Genomic DNA, 20,376 nt, shown 5'->3' with positions numbered 1-20,376 from the left:
CCGGGACCGGGCGCGCACGATTCGCCAATGACCCAGATCTCGCAGCCGGACGGCCGGGTGGATCTGCCGGACATCACGCCGATCAGCGGCAGCCGGTTCTTCAACGACGAACTCGCCCCGGTGCCCGTGGCGAAACGCACCTGGACCACGTACAACTATTTCGCCCTCTGGATGGGCATGGCCCACAACATCCCGTCGTATGCGCTGGCCTCCTCGCTCATCGCGCTGGGCATGGACTGGGCGCAGGCCCTGATCACGGTCACCCTGGGCAACCTGATCGTGCTCATCCCGATGCTGTTGAACAGCCACGCCGGCACCAAGTACGGCATCCCGTTCCCGGTGTTCGCCCGCGCCTTCTACGGCGTCCGCGGCGCGAACGTCGCCGCGTTGCTGCGCGCCTTCATCGCATGCGGCTGGTTCGGGATCCAGACCTGGGTCGGCGGTGAGGCGATCTACATCCTGCTCGGCAGGCTGCTCGGCCCCGTCTGGCGCGACGCCGCCGCGATCGGCGGCCAACCGTGGACGCTGTGGCTGTCGTTCGCGGTGTTCTGGGTCGTGCAGATGCTGATCATCTGGCGCGGTATGGAGGCCGTCCGCCGCTTCGAGAACTGGACCGCGCCGCTGGTCTCGGTGGGCTTTCTGATCCTGCTCGGCTACGTGCTGTTCAAGGCGGGCGGCATCGGGCCGATCCTGTCCGAGCCGTCGAAGCTGGGCTGGGGCCCGTCGTTCTGGAAGGTCTTCGCGCCCGCGCTGATGGCCATGATCGCGTTCTGGTCCACGCTTTCGCTGAACATGCCGGACTTCACGCGGTTCGGCGGCAGCCAGGCCAAGCAGATCCGCGGCCAGATCCTCGGCCTGCCGACCACCATGACGTTCATCTCGATCGTGGCGATCCTGACCACCTCGGACGGCGCCCTGCTCTACGGGCAGGCGATCTGGGATCCGGCGCAGCTGGCCGACCGGTTCTCCAGCCCAGCACTGGTGATGATCGCGCTCGTCGCGCTCGTGCTGGCCACCATCTCGGCCAATCTGGCCGCGAACGTGGTCAGCCCGTCCTACGACTTCTCCAACGCCTTCCCGAAACGCATCACGTTCGCGGTGGGCGGCCTGATCACCGGCGTGATCGGCATCCTGATCCAGCCGTGGCGGCTGTACTCGGACCCGAACATCTACATCTTCGCCTGGCTCGGCTTCTACGGCGGCGTGCTCGGCGCGGTCGCGGGCGTACTGATCGCCGGCTACTGGGTGGTGCGGCGGACGAAGCTGAACCTCGCCGGGCTCTACCTCGAACGCGGCGTCTACTGGTTCCGCGCGGGGTGGAGCTGGCAAGCGCTGGTCGCTACCGTCGTCGGCGCGGTGCTCGCCGTCGGCGGCGCCTACACCGCGCCGGGTACCGATGGGCCGTTCCCCGCCGACGGCTTGATTCCGTTCCTCAAGCCCCTCTACGACTACAGCTGGGTCGCCGGGCTGGTCGGCGGCTTCGTCGTCTATCTCGCGTTTTCCCTGGCCGGATCACCCAAACCGAAGGAGGAGACCCATGAGCAACCTGGTCAAGGCCGCCTTGGCACAACAACGCTGGACGGGTGACAAGGACTCGATGATCGCCGGCGCGGTGGAGATGATCGGCAAGGCCGCGTCGCAGGGCGCACAGGTGATCTGCCTGCAGGAGCTGTTCTACGGGCCCTACTTCTGTCAGGTGCAGGACGCCGACTACTACTCCTACACCGAGGCCATCCCGGACGGGCCGACCACCCGGTTGCTGCAGGAGGTCGCCCAGCGCCACGGCATCGTGATCATCGCGCCGATGTACGAGCAGGAACAGCCCGGCGTCTACTACAACACGGCCGCGGTCATCGACGCGGACGGAAAGTACCTCGGCAAGTACCGCAAGAACCACCTGCCGCAGGTGAAGGGCTTCTGGGAGAAGTTCTACTTCCGGCCCGGCAACCTCGGTTACCCGGTGTTCGACACGGCGGTGGGCCGGATCGGCGTCTACATCTGCTACGACCGGCATTTCCCGGAGGGCTGGCGCGCGCTCGGCCTGGCCGGAGCGAAGATCGTGTTCAACCCGTCGGCGACCAGCCGCGGGCTCTCCCACTACCTGTGGCAGCTGGAGCAGCCCGCGGCCGCGGTGGCCAACGAGTACTTCGTGGGCGCGATCAACCGGGTCGGGGTGGAACCGTTGGGGGACAACGATTTCTACGGCCAGACCTATTTCGTGGACCCGCGCGGGCAGCTGGTCGGCGACGCGGCCTCGGACACCGACGAGGAACTCGTCGTGCGCGACCTCGACCTCGATCTCCTCGCCGAGGTCCGTGACCTCTGGGCCTTCTACCGCGACCGGCGTCCCGACTCCTACGACTCGATCACGGCTCCCTAGGGAGGTAACTGATGCGAACCCTGATCAAGGGCGGGACCGTACTGAGCGCCACCGGCGCGAGTGCCGCCGATGTGTTGGTGGAGGACGAAAAGGTCGCTGCCGTCGCCGCGCCGGGTCTCTTCGAAACCGCCGACGAAGTACTGGACGCGAGCGGGAAATATGTGCTGCCGGGTGGGATCGACGCGCACACCCACATGGAGATGCCGTTCGGCGGAACCCACTCGGTGGACACCTTCGCTACCGGCACCGAGGCCGCCGCGTGGGGCGGCACGACGACGATCATCGACTTCGCCGTGCAGAGCAAGGGAACCACCCTGACCGCGACGCTGGACAAGTGGCACGAGAAGGCCGACGGCAACTGCGCGATCGACTACGGGTTCCACATGATCGTGTCGGACGTCAACGACACCACCTTGAAGGACATGGAAACCTGCGTCGACGCCGGTGTCTCCAGCTTCAAGATGTTCATGGCCTATCCGGGCGTGTTCTACTCGACGGACGGCGAAATCCTGCGCGCCATGCAGAAGGCGACCGAGACCGGCTCGACGATCATGATGCACGCGGAGAACGGCATCGCGATCGACGAACTCGTCGCGCAGGCGCTGGCCTCCGGCCGGACCGGCCCGGTGGAGCACGGGCTGACCCGTCCTTCCATTTTGGAGGGTGAGGCGACCGCACGAGCGATCGCACTGGCGAAGGTGACCGGCGCCCCGCTCTACATCGTGCACCTGTCCGCAGCGGAGGCGCTGTCGGCGGTCGCCGCGGCGCGAACCGAGGGACAGAACGTGTTCGCCGAGACCTGTCCGCAGTACCTGTACCTGTCCATAGAGGACTTGGCGCGACCGGACTTCGAAGGCGCCAAGTACGTGGCTTCGCCGCCGTTGCGGGAAAAGCGGCACCAGGCCGACCTGTGGCGCGGGCTGCGCACGAACAACCTGTCCGTGGTGTCCACCGATCACTGCCCGTTCTGCTTCAAGGACCAGAAGGAGCTCGGCCGAGGCGACTTCTCCCGGATTCCCAACGGAATGCCGGGCGTGGAGCACCGCATGGACCTGCTGCACCAGGGCGTCGTCGCCGGGGAGATCTCGCTGGCCCGGTGGGTGGAGGCGTGCTCGACCACACCGGCGCGGATGTTCGGCCTGTACCCGCGCAAGGGCGTGATCGCGCCGGGTTCCGACGCCGACATCGTGATCTACGACCCGGCGGCGCGACAGACCCTCTCCGCCGAGACGCATCACATGAACGTCGACTACTCGGCGTACGAGGGCTTCGAAATCACCGGGAAGGTGGAAACGGTGCTCTCGCGGGGCAAAGTCGTCGTGTCCCCGTCCGGATTCGGCGGCGGCCGCGGCCACGGCAAGTTCCTGGCGCGGGATCTCTGCCAGTACCTGAGTTAGGGGGGACTGTGGATTTCGGTGTGGTACTGCAGACCGACCCGCCCGCGCGGGAAGTGGTGCGGCTGATGCGGCAGGCCGAGGACTGCGGCTTCTCCTACGGCTGGACGTTCGACTCGTGCGTGCTCTGGCAGGAACCTTTCGTGATCTACTCGCAGATCCTCGCGAGCACCACCGCGATGACCGTGGGCCCGATGGTGACCAGTCCCGGTACCCGGGACCCCTCGGTGCTGGCCTCGCTGTTCGCGACCCTCAACGAGATGTTCGGCAACCGGACGGTGTGCGGGATCGGCCGCGGCGACTCGGCGCATCGGGTGGTCGGCAGGCCGCCGTCGAGCCTGGCCACGTTGCGCGAATCCATGCACGTCATCAAGGAACTGGCCGAGGGACGCCGGGTCTTCTTCGGCGACACGGCGGTGCGCATCCCGTGGGTCCGCGACGGGCGGCTGGAGATCTGGATGGCGGGCTACGGGCCGAAGGCGCTGAAACTGGCCGGCGAGCAGGCCGACGGGTTCATCCTCCAGTGCGGCGATCCGGCGATCGCGGCGTGGACCATCGGCTCGGTGCGCGAGGCCGCGCGGGAGGCGGGCCGCGACCCGGCCGGGATCACCATGTGCGTGGCCGCGCCCGCCTACGTCGGTGACAACCTGGCGCACCAGCGGGAACAGCTACGTTGGTTCGGCGGGATGGTCGGCAACCATGTCGCCGAACTCGTCGCCCGGTACGGCGATTCCAGCCCGGTGCCGCGCGAGTTCACCGACTACATCGCCGGGCGGCAGGGTTACGACTACGCCCACCACGGCCGGGCCGGCAACCCGACGACCGACTTCGTGCCGGACGAGATCGTGGACCGGTTCTGCCTGCTCGGGCCCGCCCGCGCGCACCTCGAGCGCCTGCGGGAATTCGCCGCGCTGGGCGTGGACCAGTTCGCCGTCTACCTCATGCACGACCAGCGCGAACAGACCCTCGCCGCCTACGGCGAGGGGATCATCGGCGAACTGGACGGTGCTTCCTAGCAACCGGGAACTCGCCCGCCGGAACCGGGGACACAGCGCCCGGAGCCCGGAACACAGCGACCGCAACCGGGGACACGCCCGGGCTTTGGCGTGTCCCCGACTCGGGCGGGCGAGTTCCGGGCTCAGACGGGCGAGTTCTGGGCTCGGGCGGGCGAGTTCCGGGCTCGGGCGGCGGCGGCTTGGTCGGGCCGCCGCTTCTGTTCAGGGAGAGTGCAGGGCCTGGATCTGGTCGATGAGCCGACCGCGGTGGTGCTGCAACCGGGCCAGCCGGTCGTCGAGGACCGCGAGTCGATCCTGGTAGGTCTGCAGGGGTAGCCCGGGGTCGTCGCAGTTGGACGAATGGTGCATGTCCAGGCAGGGTGCGAGCTGCTTCACACCGTCGAGGGTCAACCCGTTGCCGATCATCTCGGCGATTCGGAGCACCCGGTCGACGGCTGCTTCGTCGTAGTCGCGCCAGCCATTGGGGCCACGGCGGGAATGCAGCAGGTCGTGCTGCTCGTAGTAGCGCAACGCGCGCCGGCTCACTCCGGTTCGCCGCGCGAGCTCCCCGATCTGCATCGTCCTGTCCTCCTGCACTTGACCCTGACGCTGGTGTCAGTACTTAACGTGGCCGCCATGAGCGAAGATTCCACAACGGATGCCGCGAACGTCACGCGAACCGCGCTGGTCACCGGCGGCGGTTCCGGGATTGGCCGGGCGGTGGCAGTGACACTGGCCCAGCGGGGCCTGGATGTGCTGATCGTCGGCAGGCGCCCACAAGCCCTCGCTGCCACTGCGGAATTGCATGCAGGGATCCGCTACCACGTAGGCGACGTGTCCGAGCCGGCCGACATCGTCGAGATGGTGGCGGCCGCCACGGAGCCCGGCCGACTCGATGTGCTGGTCAACAACGCGGGTGTGGGTACACCGGGGCTGCTGGGGAAGATCGAGCCGGCCGCGGCGAAGCGGACTTGGGCGATCAATGTGCTCGGGCCGACTCTGCTCGCGCAGCAGGCACTGCCGTTTCTGCTCGAGAGTCGGGGCGCGATCGTCAACATCTCCAGCACGTTCGGTGCCAAACCCGCGCCCGGGCTCAGCTGGTACGGCGCCACCAAGGCCGCGCTGGAGCAGTTGACCCGCAGCTGGGCGCTCGAGCTCGCCCCACACGGGGTGCGGGTCAACGCGGTGGCTCCCGGGCCGGTCGAGAGCGAGGCGCTCGACCGGATGGGCCTGTCCCGAGCCGAGATCGAGCACATCAAGGCCGACGAGCGTGACCGGATCCCTCTCGGTCGCCGCGGCCGGCCCGAGGACGTGGCGAGCTGGGTCGCCGACCTGGCCGAGCCGGCCAGCTGGGTGACCGGGCAGGTGATCGGCATCGACGGCGGCTACCTCCTGGCCTGACCGCACGCGTGTCCGAACCCGGATTTCAGGCGCCGCAACCCGGAACACAGGCGCCGGAACCGGGAACACAGGCGCCGGAACCGGGGACACGCGTAGCGCCGGCGTGTCCCCGGCCCAGGCACGCGAGTTCCGGCTCCAGGCACGCGAATTCCGGCTCCAGGCACGCGAATTCCGGCTCCAGGCACGCGAATTCCGGCTCCGGGCACGCGAGTTCCGGGTCCAGGCACGCGAATTCTGGGTCCGGGCACGCGAGTTCCGGGGCGGCGGTTCGGTCAGGCGCCGGCGGCCCGCTCCGCGGCCTTCTCGGCCCGCCACTGCTCGTCCGTCGCGCCGCGCCGCCAGTAGCCGGAGATCGACAGCAGGTCGCGGCGCACGCCGCGTTCGTCGAGGAGGTACCGCCGCAACTGCCGCACGAACCCGGCCTCGCCGTGCACGAACGCCTGCACCGTGCCGGCCGGGAAGTCCAGCTCCCGCACGGCTCGTGCCAGGTCCGCATCGCCCGTGGCAGTGTCTTGTGGGGGCTCCGCCCCCATACCCCCGACTGGGGGCAAGCCCCCAGACCCCCTGTGCAGCCAGGTGATCCGGGCGTCCGCCTTGGTGACCAGCACCTGCTCCTCGGCCGCGTCGGCGACCTCGACGAACACATGCGCCGGCACGCCCGCCGGCATCGCCTCCAGCGACGCCGCGATGGCGGGCAGCGCGCTCTCGTCGCCGGCGAGCAGGTGCCAGTCGGCCTCGTCACCGGGCGCGTACGCGCCGCCCGGACCGGAGACCAGCAGTTCGTCGCCCGGCTTCGCGGCCGCCGCCCATGGCCCGGCCAGACCCTCGTCACCGTGATGGACGAAGTCGAGGGTGAGCTCGCCGGTAGGCGGGTCGTAGTTGCGCACGGTGTAGCTGCGCATCCTCGGCCACTGCTCGCGGGGCAGCTCCGCGCGGATCACCGCGAGGTCGAACGGTTCGGGATAGGTCACGCCGGGGACCGGGAACAGCACCTTGACATAGGCGTCGGTGAACTCGTTGGGCCGGAACCCATCGCCGGCGGACACGATCCTGATCAGGTGCGGCGTGAGCCGCTCGGTGCGCAGTACCCGCAAGCGGGTCACCGGCCGGGGGTTTCCCGCCATGCGTCACTCCTCGAGTCCCAGGGGTCGATCTCAGATAAGGCTACCCTAAGAACAATCTGAGGTCAGAAGCGTGAACGCTTCGTCACAGGTCATTGCCCACGGTGACCGAGAAGCAGAACGAGGCGGCTCATCGAGCAGCGATGAATCTTTCAGGTCGGGCCAGAGCTGCGCCCAGATGCCGTGCGACTGTTGGCACAGGTAGATGGCCGCGACTTGCCGGGTCTCCTCGTTCGACAGGCCATCAAGCATGGCCAGCGGACGGCCGGGGCCGCGGTCGAGACCGCGTTCTGGGTAGCGCTCGCACTGCTGGCCGCGGCCGCGGTGACCACCTTCGCCATGAAAACCGGACGCAAGGCGACCTGATTCACTGTCCCGCCTGGAGCACATGCCGAATCTGCCGCAGGGGTGAGTTCGGCCGGCCTCGCTTCGCCGTCGGCGACCTACTCGAGTTCGCCGGCCTCGTGCAGGTGGTCGAAGATGAGCTGCGCCATCAGCGAAACCCGTGGCCGGTCCGCGTAGGCGAGCCAGGCGATCTCCTCGATCTCGCTGCCGGCCCGCAGCGTACCCCGGTAGTCCGCCGAGTAGGCCGTCGTGCGGACCAGGGTGCCCGCCGGCTTGCCGTGCGCCTGGGCTTCGAATGTTCCCGCCGGGGCGATCGACTCCGGCATGATCTCGACCGCCAGCTCCTCGCGGACCTCGCGGATCAGTGTCTCGGCGTCCGTCTCGCCCGGCTCGCGCTTGCCGCCCGGCAGGTAGAACTTGTCCTTGCCGGCCGAGCGCGCCGCCAGGACGCGGCCGTCCACGACGTGGATCCAGGCCGTCTTGTCGATCACGTCAGGGCCGCCAGCGCCTCGTCCGTCGTCACGACCGTGCCGAGCCGCGGGAAGATCTTCGTGATCGCGTTCTCGTGCGAGATGTCGGAGAGCGCCGTCATCGCGTCCGACACCGCCACGGTGTCGTAGCCGTGGTCCGCGGCGGCTCGCAGGGTCGACTCGACGCCGAACTCCGTCGCGATGCCGCCGAACACCACCGTGCGAACGCCCTTGCCGCGCAGGTACTCGTCCAGGTCGGTGCCGGCGAAGCCGCCGATCGTGTACTTCGTGACGACCTTGTCATCCTGCGGGTCGAAGGACAGCTCGCTGCCCGGCGGGTTGTCGGGCCGGGACACCTTCACGACGACGACGGGCGCGCCCGCCGCCCGGAACGCGTCCCGCAGCCGCAGCGAGTTCGCCAGGACCGCTTCGCCGGAGTGCGGCGTGGTCGGCAGCGTCACGATCCGCTCCTGCAGGTCGACGAGCACGAGCGCGGCGGTGGCCGGGTCGATCTTGGTCATGTCCCCGATCCTAGGCACCAGGATCGGGGCCTGATTCACTCGCGGGCGCCGAGGAGGTGGACCGGGGCGGTACGGGTGGCCGAGAGCGTGGTGAGCACGCTGGTGACGCCGACCGTGACGAACGCCCCGGCGGCCACGAGCGCGAGCGGCAACCACGGGACGGTGAAGACCGTGGTTCCGGCCAGCCGGCTCATCGCCGAGCCGATTCCGGTGAGCGTGCCGACGGCGGCGAGACAGCCGAACAGCAGCCCGATCGCCGCGACCGCGCACGACTCCAGCAAGACCATCAGCACGACCTGGCGGCGGCGCAGCCCGGTCGCGCGCGCCGCGGCGAACTCCGCCTTGCGCTCTGCGCCCGCGATCACCACCGCATTGATCACGGCGATCACCGTGTAGAGCCCGGCGAGTCCCATCAGCACGGCCATGATGCCCGCGCTCGTCTCCTCCTGTTTGGACGATGCCGCGGCGATCCACTCGGCGGCGGTCATCACTTGCGATGCTCCGGCGGCCCGGTAAGCGCTGGCGACCGTGTCGGCGTCCGCGCCGGGCGCCAGCCGGACGAAGGTCCGCGCCGGTCCCGGTGGCGCCAGTTCTCGGGGAAGCAGCACGGTCGACTTGCCGGATGCGCTTTCGGGCAGTGTCGCCACGACCCGCAGGGCCAGTTCCCGGCCCCCGATGCGCGCTGTGACCGTCGCCCCGGCCGGAATGCCCTTGCCGGACGACGCGGCCATGGTCATGCCGTGCAGGTCGGCTATCGAATCCGGCGCCAGGCGGTGAAGCTGCCGATAATCCGCCGGATCCACCGCGAGCGCTTGGACGTCCTTGGTCTTCTGTTTGGCCTTGGTGTCGCTGCTCTTGTCGAAGGTGACCGTTATCGGCACGGGCGTCTCGGTCGACACCACCGCGACGCCCGACACGTGTTCCGGTAACGGGGAGCCGGACTGGACCACCAGGTCAGCAGCCAGGTCTCGGGCCATTTCCCCGTTCGCGGCGCCGGAAATCGTCGACATGGTCCCGGAAATACCGAGCACGAGTGCGACGAGAACGAGTAGCGGCGCCGCAGTGGAAGCGCTGCGCCGGACACCGTCGGTCAGGTTGGCCTGCGCGAGCCCGCCCAGCGTGCTGGGACGCAGCAACATTCCGAACACGCGGCCCACCAGCGGGACGATCAGCGGGCTGAGCGCGCTCAGCCCGACCGCGGCGGCGAGCGACACGCCGAGCGAGATCGGGACGGCGCCGCTCGGCGGGACGAACCGCGACACGATCACCAGCGCGATCGACCCGGCCAGGAACAGCAGCCCGGCCAACCACCGGGGCAAGGTCATCACCCGGGCCGCCTGACCCAGGTCACGCAGCCCCTCCAGGGGCCGCACCTTCGCCGCGCGACGGGACGCGGCGAGGACTCCGAGCACGGCGACGCCAATCCCGATCCCGAACGAGACCGCGGGAATCCAGCCCTGCCAGCGCGGGGCGAAACTGTCCGGCAGGAACCCGAGGCTGGTCAGCAGTGCGGACTGGACACGCTGGACCATGAGCCCGAGCGGCACGCCCAGCGCCGTCCCGGCCAGGCCGAGCAGGAGCGCCTCGGACAGCAGCAGGCGGCGGAGCTGGCCCCGGCTCCCGCCGACAAGGCGCAACAACGCGAGGTCGCGGCGGCGCTGGGCGACAGTGAAGGCGAAGGTCGAGCTGACGATGAACACCGCCAGAAACGCCGCGATCGCCAGGACCATCGCCAGCAGTGTGATCGCCGCGATGTAGCCGGTCCGCAGTTGGGCGGCCTGACCTTCGGACAACCCCGGCGGCAATACGGGTGACGCGGCGGAAATCAGGATCAGCAGCGAGGACTGGACCAAGGCCACGCCCAGGGTGACGGTGACCATCGCGCCGACGAACAGGGTCCATCGTTCACGGAAGGTCCTCAGCGACAACTCGAACACGGCTTCAGGACTCCAGCGCCGCGAGCCGGTCGGCGACCTCGCGCGCCGTTGGGTTCACAACCTGGTCGACCACCCGGCCGTCGGAGAGGAAGACCACGGAATCCGCGCTCGCCGCGGCACCCGGGTCGTGCGTGACCATCACGATGGTCTGCCCGGCCGAGTCGACCAGCTGCCGGAGCAGCGCGAGCACGGTCCGCGCCGACTTCGAGTCGAGCGCGCCGGTCGGCTCATCGGCGAACAGCACGGCGGGGCGGGTCACCATGGCCCGCGCGATCGCCACCCGCTGCTGCTGGCCGCCGGAGAGCTCCCGTGGCCGGTGCCGCATCCGGTCGGCGAGGCCGACCGAGGCCAGCACCCGATGAACCTCCTTTTTGGATACTCGCTGTCCGGCGAGCTTGAGCGGCAGGGCCACGTTCTGCTCGGCGCTGAGCGAGCCGATGAGGTTGAAGCTCTGGAACACGAAGCCGACGTGCTGCCGTCGCAACGTCGTGAGTTCGTCGTCCGAAGCGGTGGTGATGTCACGCCCGCCGATGACGACCCGGCCGCTGGTGCAGCGTTCCAGGCCGGCGGCGCAGTGCAGCAAAGTGGATTTGCCGGAACCGCTCGGGCCCATCACGGCGGTCCACGAACCGGCTGTAAAGCCGAGGCTGACTCCGTCGAGCGCGCGGACCCGCGCCTGTTTCATGCCGTACTCCCTGGTCACGCCGCTCAGTTCGACCGCGGTCGCGTGCGCGGTCGAAAGTGCCCTCGTCATGGTCAAAGCTCACCATCGGCACCACCGCGCGGTCACCCGTGCGCTCCCCCGAATGCCAGGTGGGGTTGTCCCTACCCGGCGAGCGCGGCCAGGAACTCGTCGAGCGCGTCGAGGCGATGAGCGCTGACCACCGCATCGCAGTACGGCCAGGCCGCCGCCATCCCGCCGGCCAGCGGCCGGTAGCCGGGCTTGGCCGTACGGGGGTTCACCCAGACGATCCGGTACGCCAGCCGCGCAAGCCGGGCCAGCTGGGCCGCGAGCTCCTCGGCGCCACCGGTCTCCCAGCCGTCCGAGATGATCACCACGACCGCGCCGCGCGCCATGCCGCGAGCGCCGTAGTCGTCGATGAACCCGCGCAGCGACTCGCCGATGCGGGTGCCTCCGGACCAGTCGGGCGCCTCCTCCCCCGCCCGGCGCAGCGCTGCCGCCGGGTCCGTGGCCAGAGCGCGGGTGAGCCGGGTCAGGCGGGTGGCGAAGGTGAAAACCTCGGCGCGCGCCCCGCCCGTCGCGCACACCAGCAGTTGCAGCATGGCGCGTGCGTGTGGCTGCATGGAGCCCGAAATGTCGCACAGCACAACGAGTTTCCGCGGTTTCTCGCGCGGGGTCCACCGGTGCAGCACGGCCGGTTCGCCGCCGGAACGCCGGGCCCGCCGCAGCGTCTCGCGCAGGTCAACGCGCCGGCCCGACGCGGCCGCCCGCTTCCGACGAGAGCGTCGCAACGGTGTGGCCAGGCGAAACCGCCGCATCAACGTGGCCAGCAGGCTGAGCTCGTCCGACTCCAGATCGGCGAAGTCGCGCGACGCGAGCCTTTCCAGCACACTCGCCAGCTCGCCGACCTCCTGGCGCGAACTTCCCGACGGGTCGGTGCCCGCGCCGGGCCCGCCGGCCGCGACCTTGGGCGCGCCCGCCGCGGCGACCGCCAGTTGCGGGGTTTCGCCGAAGACGACGGTGAAAACCCGGGTCAATACGGAAACCTGCTCGGGCGAGGACACCAGGGTGGCCAGCGCGCACCAGTAAAGCTGCTCGGGACGGGTGGGTTCGAGGACGGTGATCGCCTGCGCGAACCGGGCGGCACGGTCCGCGCCGACGGACAGGCCGTCGGCCCGGAGCACCTCGGCGAACCGGGCCGCGACCAGCGCCAGATCACTCACCCGCCACCTCGGCCAGCGAATCCTCCGCGATCACACGGTCTTCGGAGTATTTGAGCACGGCGCTCATGGTCTGCCGCACCGCCGAGGAGTCCATTGTGGAAATTCCCAGTACGTGCAGCGCGTTCGCCCAGTTGATCGCCTCCGCGACCCCGGGCGGCTTGTAGAGTTCGAGCCCGCGCAACACCTGCACCGACCGCGCGACCCGGCTCGCCAGCCACCCGGCCACCCCGGGCACGCGCAGCCGGATGATCGCGGCCACCCGGTCGACGTCCGGATGCGCGATCCAGTGGTAGAGGCAGCGCCGCTTCAACGCGTCGTGCAGTTCCCGGGTGCGGTTGGAGGTGAGCACGGTCAGCGGGCGGAACCGCGCCCGCCGCGTGCCCAGCTCCGGGATCGTCACCGTAGCCTCGGCCAGCAGTTCCAGCAGGAACGCCTCGAACTCGTCGTCGGCGCGGTCGACCTCGTCGATGAGCAGCACCGCCGGTCGCGGGCCTGGGTGCTCGATCGCCGCCAGCAGCGGCCTGGCCAGCAGGTACTCCTCACGGAACAGATCCGCCTCGGACAGCTTCTCACCGCGCGCCTCGGCCAGCCGGATGCCCAGCAGCTGCCGAGGATAGTTCCACTCGTACAGCGCGTCCGCCGAAGACAGGCCCTCATAGCACTGCAACCGGATCAACTCGGTGTCCAGCGCCCTGGCCAGCGACTTGGCGGCCTCGGTCTTGCCGACGCCCGGCTCGCCTTCCAGCAGGATCGGCTGAGCCATGGCCACGGCCAGGAACAGCGCCGTGGCCAGGGCCTCGTCGGTCAGGTACCCGACCTCCGCCAGGCGCGCGGCCAGCTCGCCGGCGGAGGCCGGCTCACCCGTGGTGGCAGGCATGATGCTCGTGCCCGGCGGGTGCGAGGGGTTCCGGTTCGGCCCGCTCGGCCTGCTCGGCCGCCGCCCGGCACGCGATCAGCTCGGCGAACACCGAGACCGCGATCTCCGGCGGGGTGCGCGCGCCGATGTCCAGCCCGGCCGGCGTGTGCACGCGCGCGGATTCCTCTTCGGACAGTCCCAATGCGGCCAGCAGCTTGCCACCGCGCCGCCGACTGGCGATCAGCCCGACGTAGCCGATCCCGGCGGAAAGCGCGGCCCGCAGCGGGGATTCCTCGTCCTGGCCGTGCGTGGCGACCACGACCGCCGCGGTGTCCTCCGGCAGCGCGGACGAGTAGTCCCCGATCCGCACGTCGTACCCGATGGCCGTGCCAAGGGAGACCAGCGCTCGTGCCACCGGTGCGTCACCGAACACGATGACCAGCGCGGGTGGCAGTTGCGCTTCGAGGAAGATGTCCAGCGTGCCGCCCGACAGACAGGGGTTCTCCACGACGACCACCCCCTCCTCCCGCTCATCCGGCTTCGCCTCCGGCGTGATCCGCAGCAGCGTGGAGCGCCCGGTGCCGAGCAGCCGGCTGCCCTGCTCGCGCACGGTGGCCCCGGCGCAGTCGCCGCCGACGAACCCCTCCATCGTGCCGTCGGGCAGCAGCAGCGCGGAGTCACCCGGCTTCGCACTGGTGGGACGCTGCGCACGCACGACGGTGGCGAGCACGAACGGGTGCCGCTCGGCCCGGAGCGAGTCGGCGTGCGCGAGCAACTCCGCGTTGACCATCACGAGATCGCCAAATCTGTCCGAAGTGGACGACCGTGCGCGGCGCACCACACCGCGGCCGGGGTCAGGGGCATGTCCGCGTGCCGCACACCGTACGGCTTGAGCGCGTCGATCACCGCGTTGACCACCGCCGCGGGCGAACCCACCGTGGCCGATTCGCCGATCCCCTTGGCGCCGATCGGATGGTGCGGCGATGGTGTGCAGGTCTCGCCGAGCTCCCAGGACGGGCATTCCATCGAGGTCGGCAGCAGGTAGTCCATAAAGGACCCGCCGAGGTGGTTGCCGTCCTCGTCGAACGCCATCACCTGCATCAGCGCCATGCCGACCCCGTCGGCGAGCCCGCCGTGCACCTGGCCCTCGACGATCATCGGGTTGATCCGCACCCCGCAGTCGTCCACGGCGACGAACTTGCGCACCTTGACCTGCCCGGTGTCCGCGTCGACATCCACCACGCAGATGTAGGCACCGAACGGGTAGGTCAGGTTGGGCGGGTTGTACACGCAGGTCGCGTCGAGGTGGCCCTCCACTCCCTCGGGCAGTTCGAGGCTGGAGTGCGCGGCCATCGCGATGTCCTGAATGGACTTCCCGGCCTCCGGGTCACCCTTGACGAACCAGCGGCCCTTCTCCCATTCCAGGTCGTCCGGGCTCACCTCCAGCATCGCCGAGGCCACGATCTTGGCACGTTCGCGCACCCGGCGAGCCACCACCGCGGTCGCCGCGCCGGACACCGGCGTCGAGCGGGAACCGTAGGTGCCCAGCCCGAACGGCGTCTGGTCGGTATCACCGTGTACGACCTCGATGTCGTCCGGCGGGATTCCGAGTTCCTCCGCCACGATCTGCGCGAAGGTGGTCTCGTGCCCCTGCCCCTGGCTCTGGCAGGACAGCCGGAGCACGGCCTTGCCGGTGGGATGCACCCGCAGTTCCGCACCGTCGGCCATGCCGAGCCCGAGGATGTCCATGTGCTTGCGCGGCCCCGCGCCGACGGCCTCGGTGAAGAACGCGACGCCGATCCCCATCAGGTCCTTGCTCTGCCCGGAGGCGGTGAGCTCGCGCCGCTCCGCCTGCTCGGCCCGCAACCGGTCGTAGCCGGCCATTTCCAGCGCCAACTGCAGCGTGCGTGGATAGTCGCCGGAGTCGTACTCCCAGCCCGTCTTGCTCTGGTACGGGAACTGCTCCGGTCGTAACAGGTTACGCATCCGCAACTGGCCGGGATCCACCTTGAGTTCGAAGGCGAGCACGTCGACCAGCCGCTCGATCAGGTACACCGCCTCCGTGATGCGGAACGAGCACGCGTAGGCCACCCCGCCGGGCGCCTTGTTGGTGTAGACCCCGGTGACCGAGCAGTGCGCGGCTTCGATGTCGTAGGACCCGGTGAACACGCTGAAGAAGCCGGCGGGGAACTTCGTCGGCTGCGCGGTCCCGTTGAACGCGCCGTGGTCGGCGAGCACCCGCACCCGGATGCCCAGGATCTTACCGTCCTTTGTGGACGCTATCTCGCCGTGCATGTGGTAGTCGCGGGCGAACGAGGTGCTCATCAGGTTCTCCGAGCGGTCCTCCACCCACTTCACCGGCTTTCCGGTGACGATGGAACCGACCACCGCGCACACGTAACCCGGGTAGATGCCCACCTTGTTGCCGAAACCGCCACCGATGTCCGGCGAGACGACCCGGATCTTGTGCTCGGGCAGGCCGGCCACGAGCGCGTAGACGGTGCGGTGCGCGTGGGGCGCCTGGGTGGTCGTCCACACGGTGAGCTTGCCGGTGATCTTGTCCATTTCGGCGACCGCTCCGCAGGTCTCCAGCGGCGCCGGATGCACCCGTGGATACAGCATGTCCTGCTCGGCGACCACGTCCGCGGCGGCGAACACCGCGTCGGTGCGGTCGGAGTCACCGGCTTCCCAGTCGAAGATGTGGTTGTCGGTGCGACCTTCCAGGTCGTCACGGATCACCGGGGCGTCCTCGTCGAGCGCCTTGCGGGCGTCCACGACCGGTGGCAGCGGTTCGTATTCCACTTCGATCAGTTCCAGCGCGTCGCGTGCGGAATAGCGGTCCTCGGCGACGACGAACGCGACCTCTTGGCCCTGGAATCGGACCTTGTCGGTGGCCAGCACGGCCTGCACGTCGTTCGACAACGTCGGCATCCAGGCCAGGTTGAGCCCGGCGAGGGTCTCGCCGGTGATCACGGCCCTGACCTTCGGATGCGCCTCGGCCGCCGTCGTGTCCACCGAGACGATCCGAGCGTGTGCATATGGACTGCGCAGCACGGCGCCGTGCAGCATTCCGGGCAAGGTGATGTCGTCGACGTAGTTGCCGTGACCGCGGATGAACCGAGCGTCCTCCTTGCGGTGCATCCGGCCATAACCCACCGGCGTTTCCATGGCAGTCACGCTGTTTCCTCCGCGAGTTTGCGCGCCACTGTGTCCTGTGGGGGCTCGGCCCCCACACCCCGGCTGGGGGCAAGCCCCCAGACCCCCTTGATCGTGTCGACAGGGCGCTCCTTACGAATCCGGGTAACGGAATTCAGATGGGCGCCCTGCCGCCCCGATAGCGGACAGAGAAGGCGCGCTCTGTGGTCACCTCGATTGCCGCGACTCGACTCAAGGAGTTTCATGCGGGCACCCCCTTCCCAGTGTCCACACCGGACTCCACGGCGGTGGCCTCATGCTCGGCGGCCCAACGGATCGAACGCACGATGTTCTCGTAACCGGTGCACCGGCAGATCTGGCCGGAGATCGCCTCGCGGATCTCGTCTTCCGAGGGATCGGGATTGTGGTCGAGCAGCCACCGCGCCGTCATCATCATGCCCGGCGTGCAGAATCCACATTGGAGCCCGTGGCACTCGGTGAAACCGCGCTGGACGGTGTCGAGGCCGTCGGCGGTCTCCAGCCCCTCGACGGTGCGGACCCGGTGCCCATCGGCCATCACCGCGAGCACCGTGCACGACTTGACCGGCACGTCGTCCAGCCACGCCACGCAGGCCCCGCAGTTTGAGGTGTCGCAGCCCCAGTGCGTGCCGGTCAACCCCAGCGTGTCCCGCAGGAAGTGCACCAGCAGCAAACGCGGCTCGACCTCGGCCCGGTAGTTCTGGCCGTTGACGTCGACGCTGATCTCCATGGTCAGGACTCCTTCTCCGCGCCGTTGTGCTGCCCGTGCCAGCGTGTCCTCGCTCGGCGCAACGCGCGCGTGGTGAGCGTTGCGGCCAGGTGCCGCTTGTAGTCGACCGGGCCGCGCTGGTCGGGCACTGGTTCGCAGTGCTGGGCGGCGATCGCACCGGCTTCGTCGAACCGCTCGTCCGTGGCCGGGCCGCCGACGAGGAACTCCTCGGCCTCCGGCGCGTGGAAACTCGAAGCGCCCACCGCCGTCAAACCGATGCCGACCTCCGCCAGCGTGTCGCCCTCCAGGCGCAGCTCGGCACCCGCGGCGGCGACCGCCCAGTCGCCGGCCCGCCGTTCGACCTTCTCGTAGGCCGAGGCCGACGAGCGGATCGGCACCCGCAGATGGGTCAGGATCTCGCCGTCGCCGACCACGGTCTGGTAGGGGCCGGTGAAGAACTCGCGGACCGGCACCACCCGCCGGCCGTCCGGCCCCTGGATCACCGCCTCGCCGCGAACCGCGGTGAAGGCCGCGGACAGGTCCTCGGACGGGTCCGCCTGGCACAGCGAACCACCGACCGTGCCGCGGTTGCGCACGATGGGATCGGCGATCATGCGTTCGGCGTCGTGGAAGATCGGGAAATGCTCACCGGCCACCGCCGAGGCCAGCAGGTCGGCGTGCCGGACCAGCGCGCCGATCCACAGCATGTGCTCCTCGACGCTGATCCTGGACAGCTCCTCGAGGTCGTTGATGTCGATCAGCGCCTCCGGTTGGGCCAGCCGGAGCTTCATCATCGGCAGGAGGCTGTGACCGCCGGCCACGATCCGGCTCTCCGGCCCGTACTGCGCGAGTAGGCTCAGCGCGTGCTCGACGCTTGTCGCTTTCTCGTACTGGAACTGGGCGGGCACCTGCATGAGAGCACAGTGCGGCCAAGGAAAGAAAACGACAACGGCTGGTTAATCGAACACTTATAGCTAGACTAGAAGGCTGTGACCCTCGCGCAGCTGAGCGCGTTCGTGCTGGTCGCCCGCCTCGGTTCGGTGTCAGGCGCGGCGCGGGCGCTGGGTGTGAGCGAGCCCGCGGTCTCCCAGGCGCTCGCCGCGCTGCGCCAGCATCACGGCGACAAGCTCCTTGTGCGAAGCCCGAACGGCATGACCCTCACCCCAGGCGGCAGCCGGCTCCTGCCGATCGCGTCGCAAATGGTCGCGCTGGGCGCGGACGCCGACGCCGCGGTGCGCGAAGCCAACGGCGTGGCCGAGCGACTCCAGGTCGCGGTCACCAACACGATCGCCGAATTCGTGGCGAACCCGCTGCTGGCGGCCTTCTCCGCGCGGCCGGGCCAGGCCGTGGACGCTTCCGCCGGGGTGGCCCGCGTCTCGGAGATGCCAGTGCTGGTGAGCAACCGGCTCGCCGACGCCGCACTCGGCCCGTCCTTGGAGGGCGGGCTGGACAGCACGCCGATCTTCCGGTGCACCCTCGTCGCGGTGGGCTCGCCGCACACCCGGTACACCGGCAGCCCGGCGAAGTGGCCCTGGCTGGTGGACCCGGCGGCGGCCGACCCCGGCAGCGACACGGCCCGCCTGCTGGGTCGGCTGGGCGTGCCGGAGTCGGTGATCAGCGTCTTCCCCAACCAGACGGCGGCCTGGTCGGCGGCGGCGAGCGGCAACGGGGTGTCGATCGCGGCGGAGCACCTCGCCGCGCCGCAACTGCGCCGGCACGAGTTGAAGATCGTGCCGACCCCGGCCACCCCCGCGACCGTGTGCTGGCACCTGACCACCCTGCCGCGTGATCGTGGATCAGTCGCGGCCGCGGCCCTGCGGCACTTTCTCGGGACCCCGGCCGCGATGCAGCTGATGCGCTCACCGGGCAGCGGTGTGCCGCCCTCCCGGTTCCGGCCGCCGGTCTACGTCACGATCTGGAGCTGATCCACCAGCGTGTGTACGAGCGTCTCGCGCTCCGTGGATGTCGGGACGACTAGGGCCTGTGTCGAAGTCGGCTGGGGTGGGTTTGGGCTGATCTTGGCGTTCTTGCCCTCCCCGAACCCCGGAACCCGCCCCAAACCCAGAACTCACCCCACCCCAACCCAGAACTCGCCCTCCCGAACCCAGAACTCACCCTCCCGAACCCAGAACTCACCCTCGCCAGTCGGGGACACGCCAACACCTGGCGTGTCCCCGGCTCAGGCACGCGAATTCCCGCCTCAGGCACCCGAGTTCTCGCCTCAGGCACCCGAGTTCTCGCCTCAGGCACCCGAGTTCTCGCCTCAGGCACCTGAGTTCCCGGGTAGGGCACGCGAGTTCCCGGGTAGGGCACGCGAGTTCCAGGTCCAGGCACCTGAGTTCCCGGTTCAGTCGGGCGTGTCCCCGGTCCAGGCGCTTGAGTTCTGGCTTGCGAACACAGGAATCTGGAACAGGAACAGAGCACCGTCAGCACCCGTTACGACAAACTCGCCACCCGCTACGAAGCCACCGTCCACCCCGCCGCACTCAACCAATGGCTCTGATCGACATCGATACGGACCCTAGCGGCGACAGGCGGCGAGCGCGGTGAGAATGACATCGACCAGCCGTTGTTGGGAATAGGCGTCGGCCGGCTCACCGGAGGCGGTGAACGCCTGCGGGCGGGCGTAGGTGAGGCCGACGAGGCAGTCCAGAGCGAGGTCGATGTCGAGGTCCGTGGGGAGTTCTCCTCGTTCGATCGCCTTGTGCAGCATGGTGGAGCCGGCCGTGCGGCGGGGTTCACGCAGGGCCGAGTAGAAGGCTTGGGCGAGCTGTGGATTACGGCTGGCCTCGGCACTGAGGTCGGCGATGATGCGGTTCGCCCGTAAATCCTGTCTGAACGCAGTGGCGTGTGCGACGAAGCTGCTGACGTCGTCTCGGAGGCTTCCGGTGTCGGGAACCGGGACGACATTCCAGGCGAGGTCGCCCACGATCTGTTCCACCATGGCCTGTTTGGACGCCCAGCGGCGGTAGATGGCGGCTTTGCCGACGCCGGCGCGCCGGGCTACCGCCTCCATGGACATGCGCGCATAGCCGGACTGGACCAGTTCATCCAGGGCCGCGGCTGTGATCGCGTTGGTGACATGTCCTCGCAGCAGCGCCCCTCCGGCCGCCGGCCGCGTTCGGGTTGGTTCGGTCATCGCGATGATTGTAGTACGGAACGGACCGG

Annotated in this window: 20 protein-coding genes; 7 read left to right on the top strand and 13 right to left on the bottom strand. The window is 69.4% G+C overall.

Going from position 1 to position 20,376, the window contains the following annotated elements; genetic code table 11:
* Positions 1–27 precede the first annotated feature (27 nt).
* The 4 genes from A3CU_RS0137200 to A3CU_RS0137185 are packed head-to-tail and all read left to right on the top strand — an operon-like array spanning position 28 to position 4,790.
* Positions 28–1,587: an NCS1 family nucleobase:cation symporter-1 gene (locus tag A3CU_RS0137200; RefSeq protein ID WP_027946517.1), complete on the top strand. Its 1,560-nt coding sequence runs from the start codon at positions 28–30 to the stop codon at positions 1,585–1,587.
* Positions 1,538–2,380 carry a nitrilase-related carbon-nitrogen hydrolase gene (locus A3CU_RS0137195; RefSeq protein ID WP_027946516.1) on the top strand — a complete coding sequence of 281 codons (843 nt, stop codon included), beginning with the start codon at positions 1,538–1,540 and terminating at the stop codon, positions 2,378–2,380. The genes A3CU_RS0137200 and A3CU_RS0137195 overlap by 50 nt, the downstream gene beginning before the upstream one ends.
* 11 nt (positions 2,381–2,391) lie before the next feature.
* The gene (gene hydA, locus A3CU_RS0137190; protein WP_027946515.1) at positions 2,392–3,777 is read left to right on the top strand and encodes a dihydropyrimidinase; all 1,386 of its coding nucleotides are present in this window, start codon (positions 2,392–2,394) and stop codon (positions 3,775–3,777) included.
* Between the two features lie 8 nt (positions 3,778–3,785).
* On the top strand, positions 3,786–4,790 hold the full coding sequence (locus A3CU_RS0137185; RefSeq protein WP_027946514.1) for a TIGR03842 family LLM class F420-dependent oxidoreductase: 1,005 nt from the start codon (positions 3,786–3,788) through the stop codon (positions 4,788–4,790).
* Positions 4,791–4,991: 201 nt separating this feature from the next.
* On the opposite strand, the gene A3CU_RS48550 is transcribed toward A3CU_RS0137185, so the two are convergent.
* Positions 4,992–5,348, bottom strand: coding sequence for a MerR family transcriptional regulator (locus A3CU_RS48550; protein WP_043843755.1), 357 nt, complete (start codon positions 5,346–5,348; stop codon positions 4,992–4,994).
* A 57-nt stretch (positions 5,349–5,405) separates the two neighbouring features.
* On the opposite strand from A3CU_RS48550, the gene A3CU_RS0137175 reads away from it, so the two are divergent.
* On the top strand, positions 5,406–6,170 hold the full coding sequence (locus tag A3CU_RS0137175) for an SDR family NAD(P)-dependent oxidoreductase (RefSeq protein ID WP_027946513.1): 765 nt from the start codon (positions 5,406–5,408) through the stop codon (positions 6,168–6,170).
* A 272-nt stretch (positions 6,171–6,442) separates the two neighbouring features.
* On the opposite strand, the gene A3CU_RS0137170 is transcribed toward A3CU_RS0137175, so the two are convergent.
* The gene (locus tag A3CU_RS0137170; RefSeq protein WP_027946512.1) at positions 6,443–7,294 is read right to left on the bottom strand and encodes a siderophore-interacting protein; all 852 of its coding nucleotides are present in this window, start codon (positions 7,292–7,294) and stop codon (positions 6,443–6,445) included.
* A 189-nt stretch (positions 7,295–7,483) separates the two neighbouring features.
* On the opposite strand from A3CU_RS0137170, the gene A3CU_RS53130 reads away from it, so the two are divergent.
* Positions 7,484–7,657, top strand: coding sequence for a hypothetical protein (locus A3CU_RS53130; protein WP_156960741.1), 174 nt, complete (start codon positions 7,484–7,486; stop codon positions 7,655–7,657).
* 77 nt (positions 7,658–7,734) lie between these two features.
* On the opposite strand, the gene A3CU_RS0137160 is transcribed toward A3CU_RS53130, so the two are convergent.
* The 10 genes from A3CU_RS0137160 to A3CU_RS0137115 all read right to left on the bottom strand — a co-directional run bounded on the left by A3CU_RS0137160 (position 7,735) and on the right by A3CU_RS0137115 (position 18,122).
* Entirely contained in the window at positions 7,735–8,127 is a 393-nt protein-coding gene (locus A3CU_RS0137160) for an NUDIX hydrolase (RefSeq protein WP_027946510.1), read from the bottom strand.
* On the bottom strand, positions 8,124–8,627 hold the full coding sequence (locus A3CU_RS0137155) for an isochorismatase family protein (protein WP_027946509.1): 504 nt from the start codon (positions 8,625–8,627) through the stop codon (positions 8,124–8,126). Before A3CU_RS0137155 ends, A3CU_RS0137160 begins: the two co-directional genes overlap by 4 nt.
* A 35-nt stretch (positions 8,628–8,662) precedes the next feature.
* Positions 8,663–10,564, bottom strand: a complete 1,902-nt coding sequence (locus A3CU_RS0137150) for an FtsX-like permease family protein (protein WP_156960740.1) — start codon at positions 10,562–10,564, stop codon at positions 8,663–8,665.
* A gap of 4 nt (positions 10,565–10,568) precedes the next feature.
* Positions 10,569–11,318, bottom strand: a complete 750-nt coding sequence (locus tag A3CU_RS0137145; protein WP_027946507.1) for an ABC transporter ATP-binding protein — start codon at positions 11,316–11,318, stop codon at positions 10,569–10,571.
* A 71-nt stretch (positions 11,319–11,389) separates the two neighbouring features.
* A complete protein-coding gene (locus tag A3CU_RS0137140) occupies positions 11,390–12,469 on the bottom strand; it encodes a vWA domain-containing protein (protein ID WP_027946506.1) in 1,080 nt (359 codons plus the stop codon).
* Positions 12,462–13,346, bottom strand: coding sequence for an AAA family ATPase (locus A3CU_RS0137135; protein ID WP_027946505.1), 885 nt, complete (start codon positions 13,344–13,346; stop codon positions 12,462–12,464). The genes A3CU_RS0137140 and A3CU_RS0137135 overlap by 8 nt, the downstream gene beginning before the upstream one ends.
* Positions 13,327–14,115, bottom strand: a complete 789-nt coding sequence (locus tag A3CU_RS48545; protein WP_063628960.1) for an XdhC family protein — start codon at positions 14,113–14,115, stop codon at positions 13,327–13,329. The genes A3CU_RS0137135 and A3CU_RS48545 overlap by 20 nt, the downstream gene beginning before the upstream one ends.
* Complete coding sequence (locus tag A3CU_RS0137125; protein WP_043843753.1) at positions 14,115–16,493, bottom strand: aerobic carbon-monoxide dehydrogenase large subunit; 2,379 nt, start codon at positions 16,491–16,493, stop codon at positions 14,115–14,117. The genes A3CU_RS48545 and A3CU_RS0137125 overlap by 1 nt, the downstream gene beginning before the upstream one ends.
* A gap of 229 nt (positions 16,494–16,722) precedes the next feature.
* Positions 16,723–17,229, bottom strand: a complete 507-nt coding sequence (locus tag A3CU_RS0137120) for a (2Fe-2S)-binding protein (protein WP_027946503.1) — start codon at positions 17,227–17,229, stop codon at positions 16,723–16,725.
* Between the two features lie 2 nt (positions 17,230–17,231).
* On the bottom strand, positions 17,232–18,122 hold the full coding sequence (locus tag A3CU_RS0137115) for an FAD binding domain-containing protein (RefSeq protein WP_027946502.1): 891 nt from the start codon (positions 18,120–18,122) through the stop codon (positions 17,232–17,234).
* Positions 18,123–18,197: 75 nt separating this feature from the next.
* On the opposite strand from A3CU_RS0137115, the gene A3CU_RS0137110 reads away from it, so the two are divergent.
* Positions 18,198–19,133 (top strand): LysR family transcriptional regulator, encoded by a 936-nt coding sequence (locus A3CU_RS0137110; protein ID WP_027946501.1) that lies wholly within the window; start codon positions 18,198–18,200, stop codon positions 19,131–19,133.
* 596 nt (positions 19,134–19,729) lie between these two features.
* Here the strand turns inward: A3CU_RS0137110 and A3CU_RS0137105 are convergent.
* Positions 19,730–20,347, bottom strand: coding sequence for a TetR/AcrR family transcriptional regulator (locus tag A3CU_RS0137105; protein WP_027946500.1), 618 nt, complete (start codon positions 20,345–20,347; stop codon positions 19,730–19,732).
* Positions 20,348–20,376: the final 29 nt, after the last annotated feature.

Origin of the sequence: Amycolatopsis taiwanensis DSM 45107, assembly GCF_000519205.1 — a bacterium.
Taxonomy (GTDB): Bacteria; Actinomycetota; Actinomycetes; order Mycobacteriales; family Pseudonocardiaceae; genus Amycolatopsis_E; species Amycolatopsis_E taiwanensis.
This window is presented reverse-complemented; position numbering and strand designations above follow the sequence as displayed.

What these genes read in the sequence shown, in the direction of transcription:
- A3CU_RS0137200 (WP_027946517.1), top strand. Translation starts at nt 28, where the DNA reads ATGACCCAGATCTCGCAGCCGGACGGCCGGGTGGATCTGCCGGACATC.
- A3CU_RS0137195 (WP_027946516.1), top strand. Translation starts at nt 1,538, where the DNA reads ATGAGCAACCTGGTCAAGGCCGCCTTGGCACAACAACGCTGGACGGGT.
- hydA (WP_027946515.1), top strand. Translation starts at nt 2,392, where the DNA reads ATGCGAACCCTGATCAAGGGCGGGACCGTACTGAGCGCCACCGGCGCG.
- A3CU_RS48550 (WP_043843755.1), bottom strand. Translation starts at nt 5,348, where the DNA reads ATGCAGATCGGGGAGCTCGCGCGGCGAACCGGAGTGAGCCGGCGCGCG.
- A3CU_RS0137175 (WP_027946513.1), top strand. Translation starts at nt 5,406, where the DNA reads ATGAGCGAAGATTCCACAACGGATGCCGCGAACGTCACGCGAACCGCG.
- A3CU_RS0137170 (WP_027946512.1), bottom strand. Translation starts at nt 7,294, where the DNA reads ATGGCGGGAAACCCCCGGCCGGTGACCCGCTTGCGGGTACTGCGCACC.
- A3CU_RS0137155 (WP_027946509.1), bottom strand. Translation starts at nt 8,627, where the DNA reads ATGACCAAGATCGACCCGGCCACCGCCGCGCTCGTGCTCGTCGACCTG.
- A3CU_RS0137145 (WP_027946507.1), bottom strand. Translation starts at nt 11,318, where the DNA reads ATGACGAGGGCACTTTCGACCGCGCACGCGACCGCGGTCGAACTGAGC.
- A3CU_RS0137135 (WP_027946505.1), bottom strand. Translation starts at nt 13,346, where the DNA reads ATGCCTGCCACCACGGGTGAGCCGGCCTCCGCCGGCGAGCTGGCCGCG.
- A3CU_RS48545 (WP_063628960.1), bottom strand. Translation starts at nt 14,115, where the DNA reads ATGGTCAACGCGGAGTTGCTCGCGCACGCCGACTCGCTCCGGGCCGAG.
- A3CU_RS0137125 (WP_043843753.1), bottom strand. Translation starts at nt 16,493, where the DNA reads ATGGAAACGCCGGTGGGTTATGGCCGGATGCACCGCAAGGAGGACGCT.
- A3CU_RS0137120 (WP_027946503.1), bottom strand. Translation starts at nt 17,229, where the DNA reads ATGGAGATCAGCGTCGACGTCAACGGCCAGAACTACCGGGCCGAGGTC.
- A3CU_RS0137115 (WP_027946502.1), bottom strand. Translation starts at nt 18,122, where the DNA reads ATGCAGGTGCCCGCCCAGTTCCAGTACGAGAAAGCGACAAGCGTCGAG.
- A3CU_RS0137105 (WP_027946500.1), bottom strand. Translation starts at nt 20,347, where the DNA reads ATGACCGAACCAACCCGAACGCGGCCGGCGGCCGGAGGGGCGCTGCTG.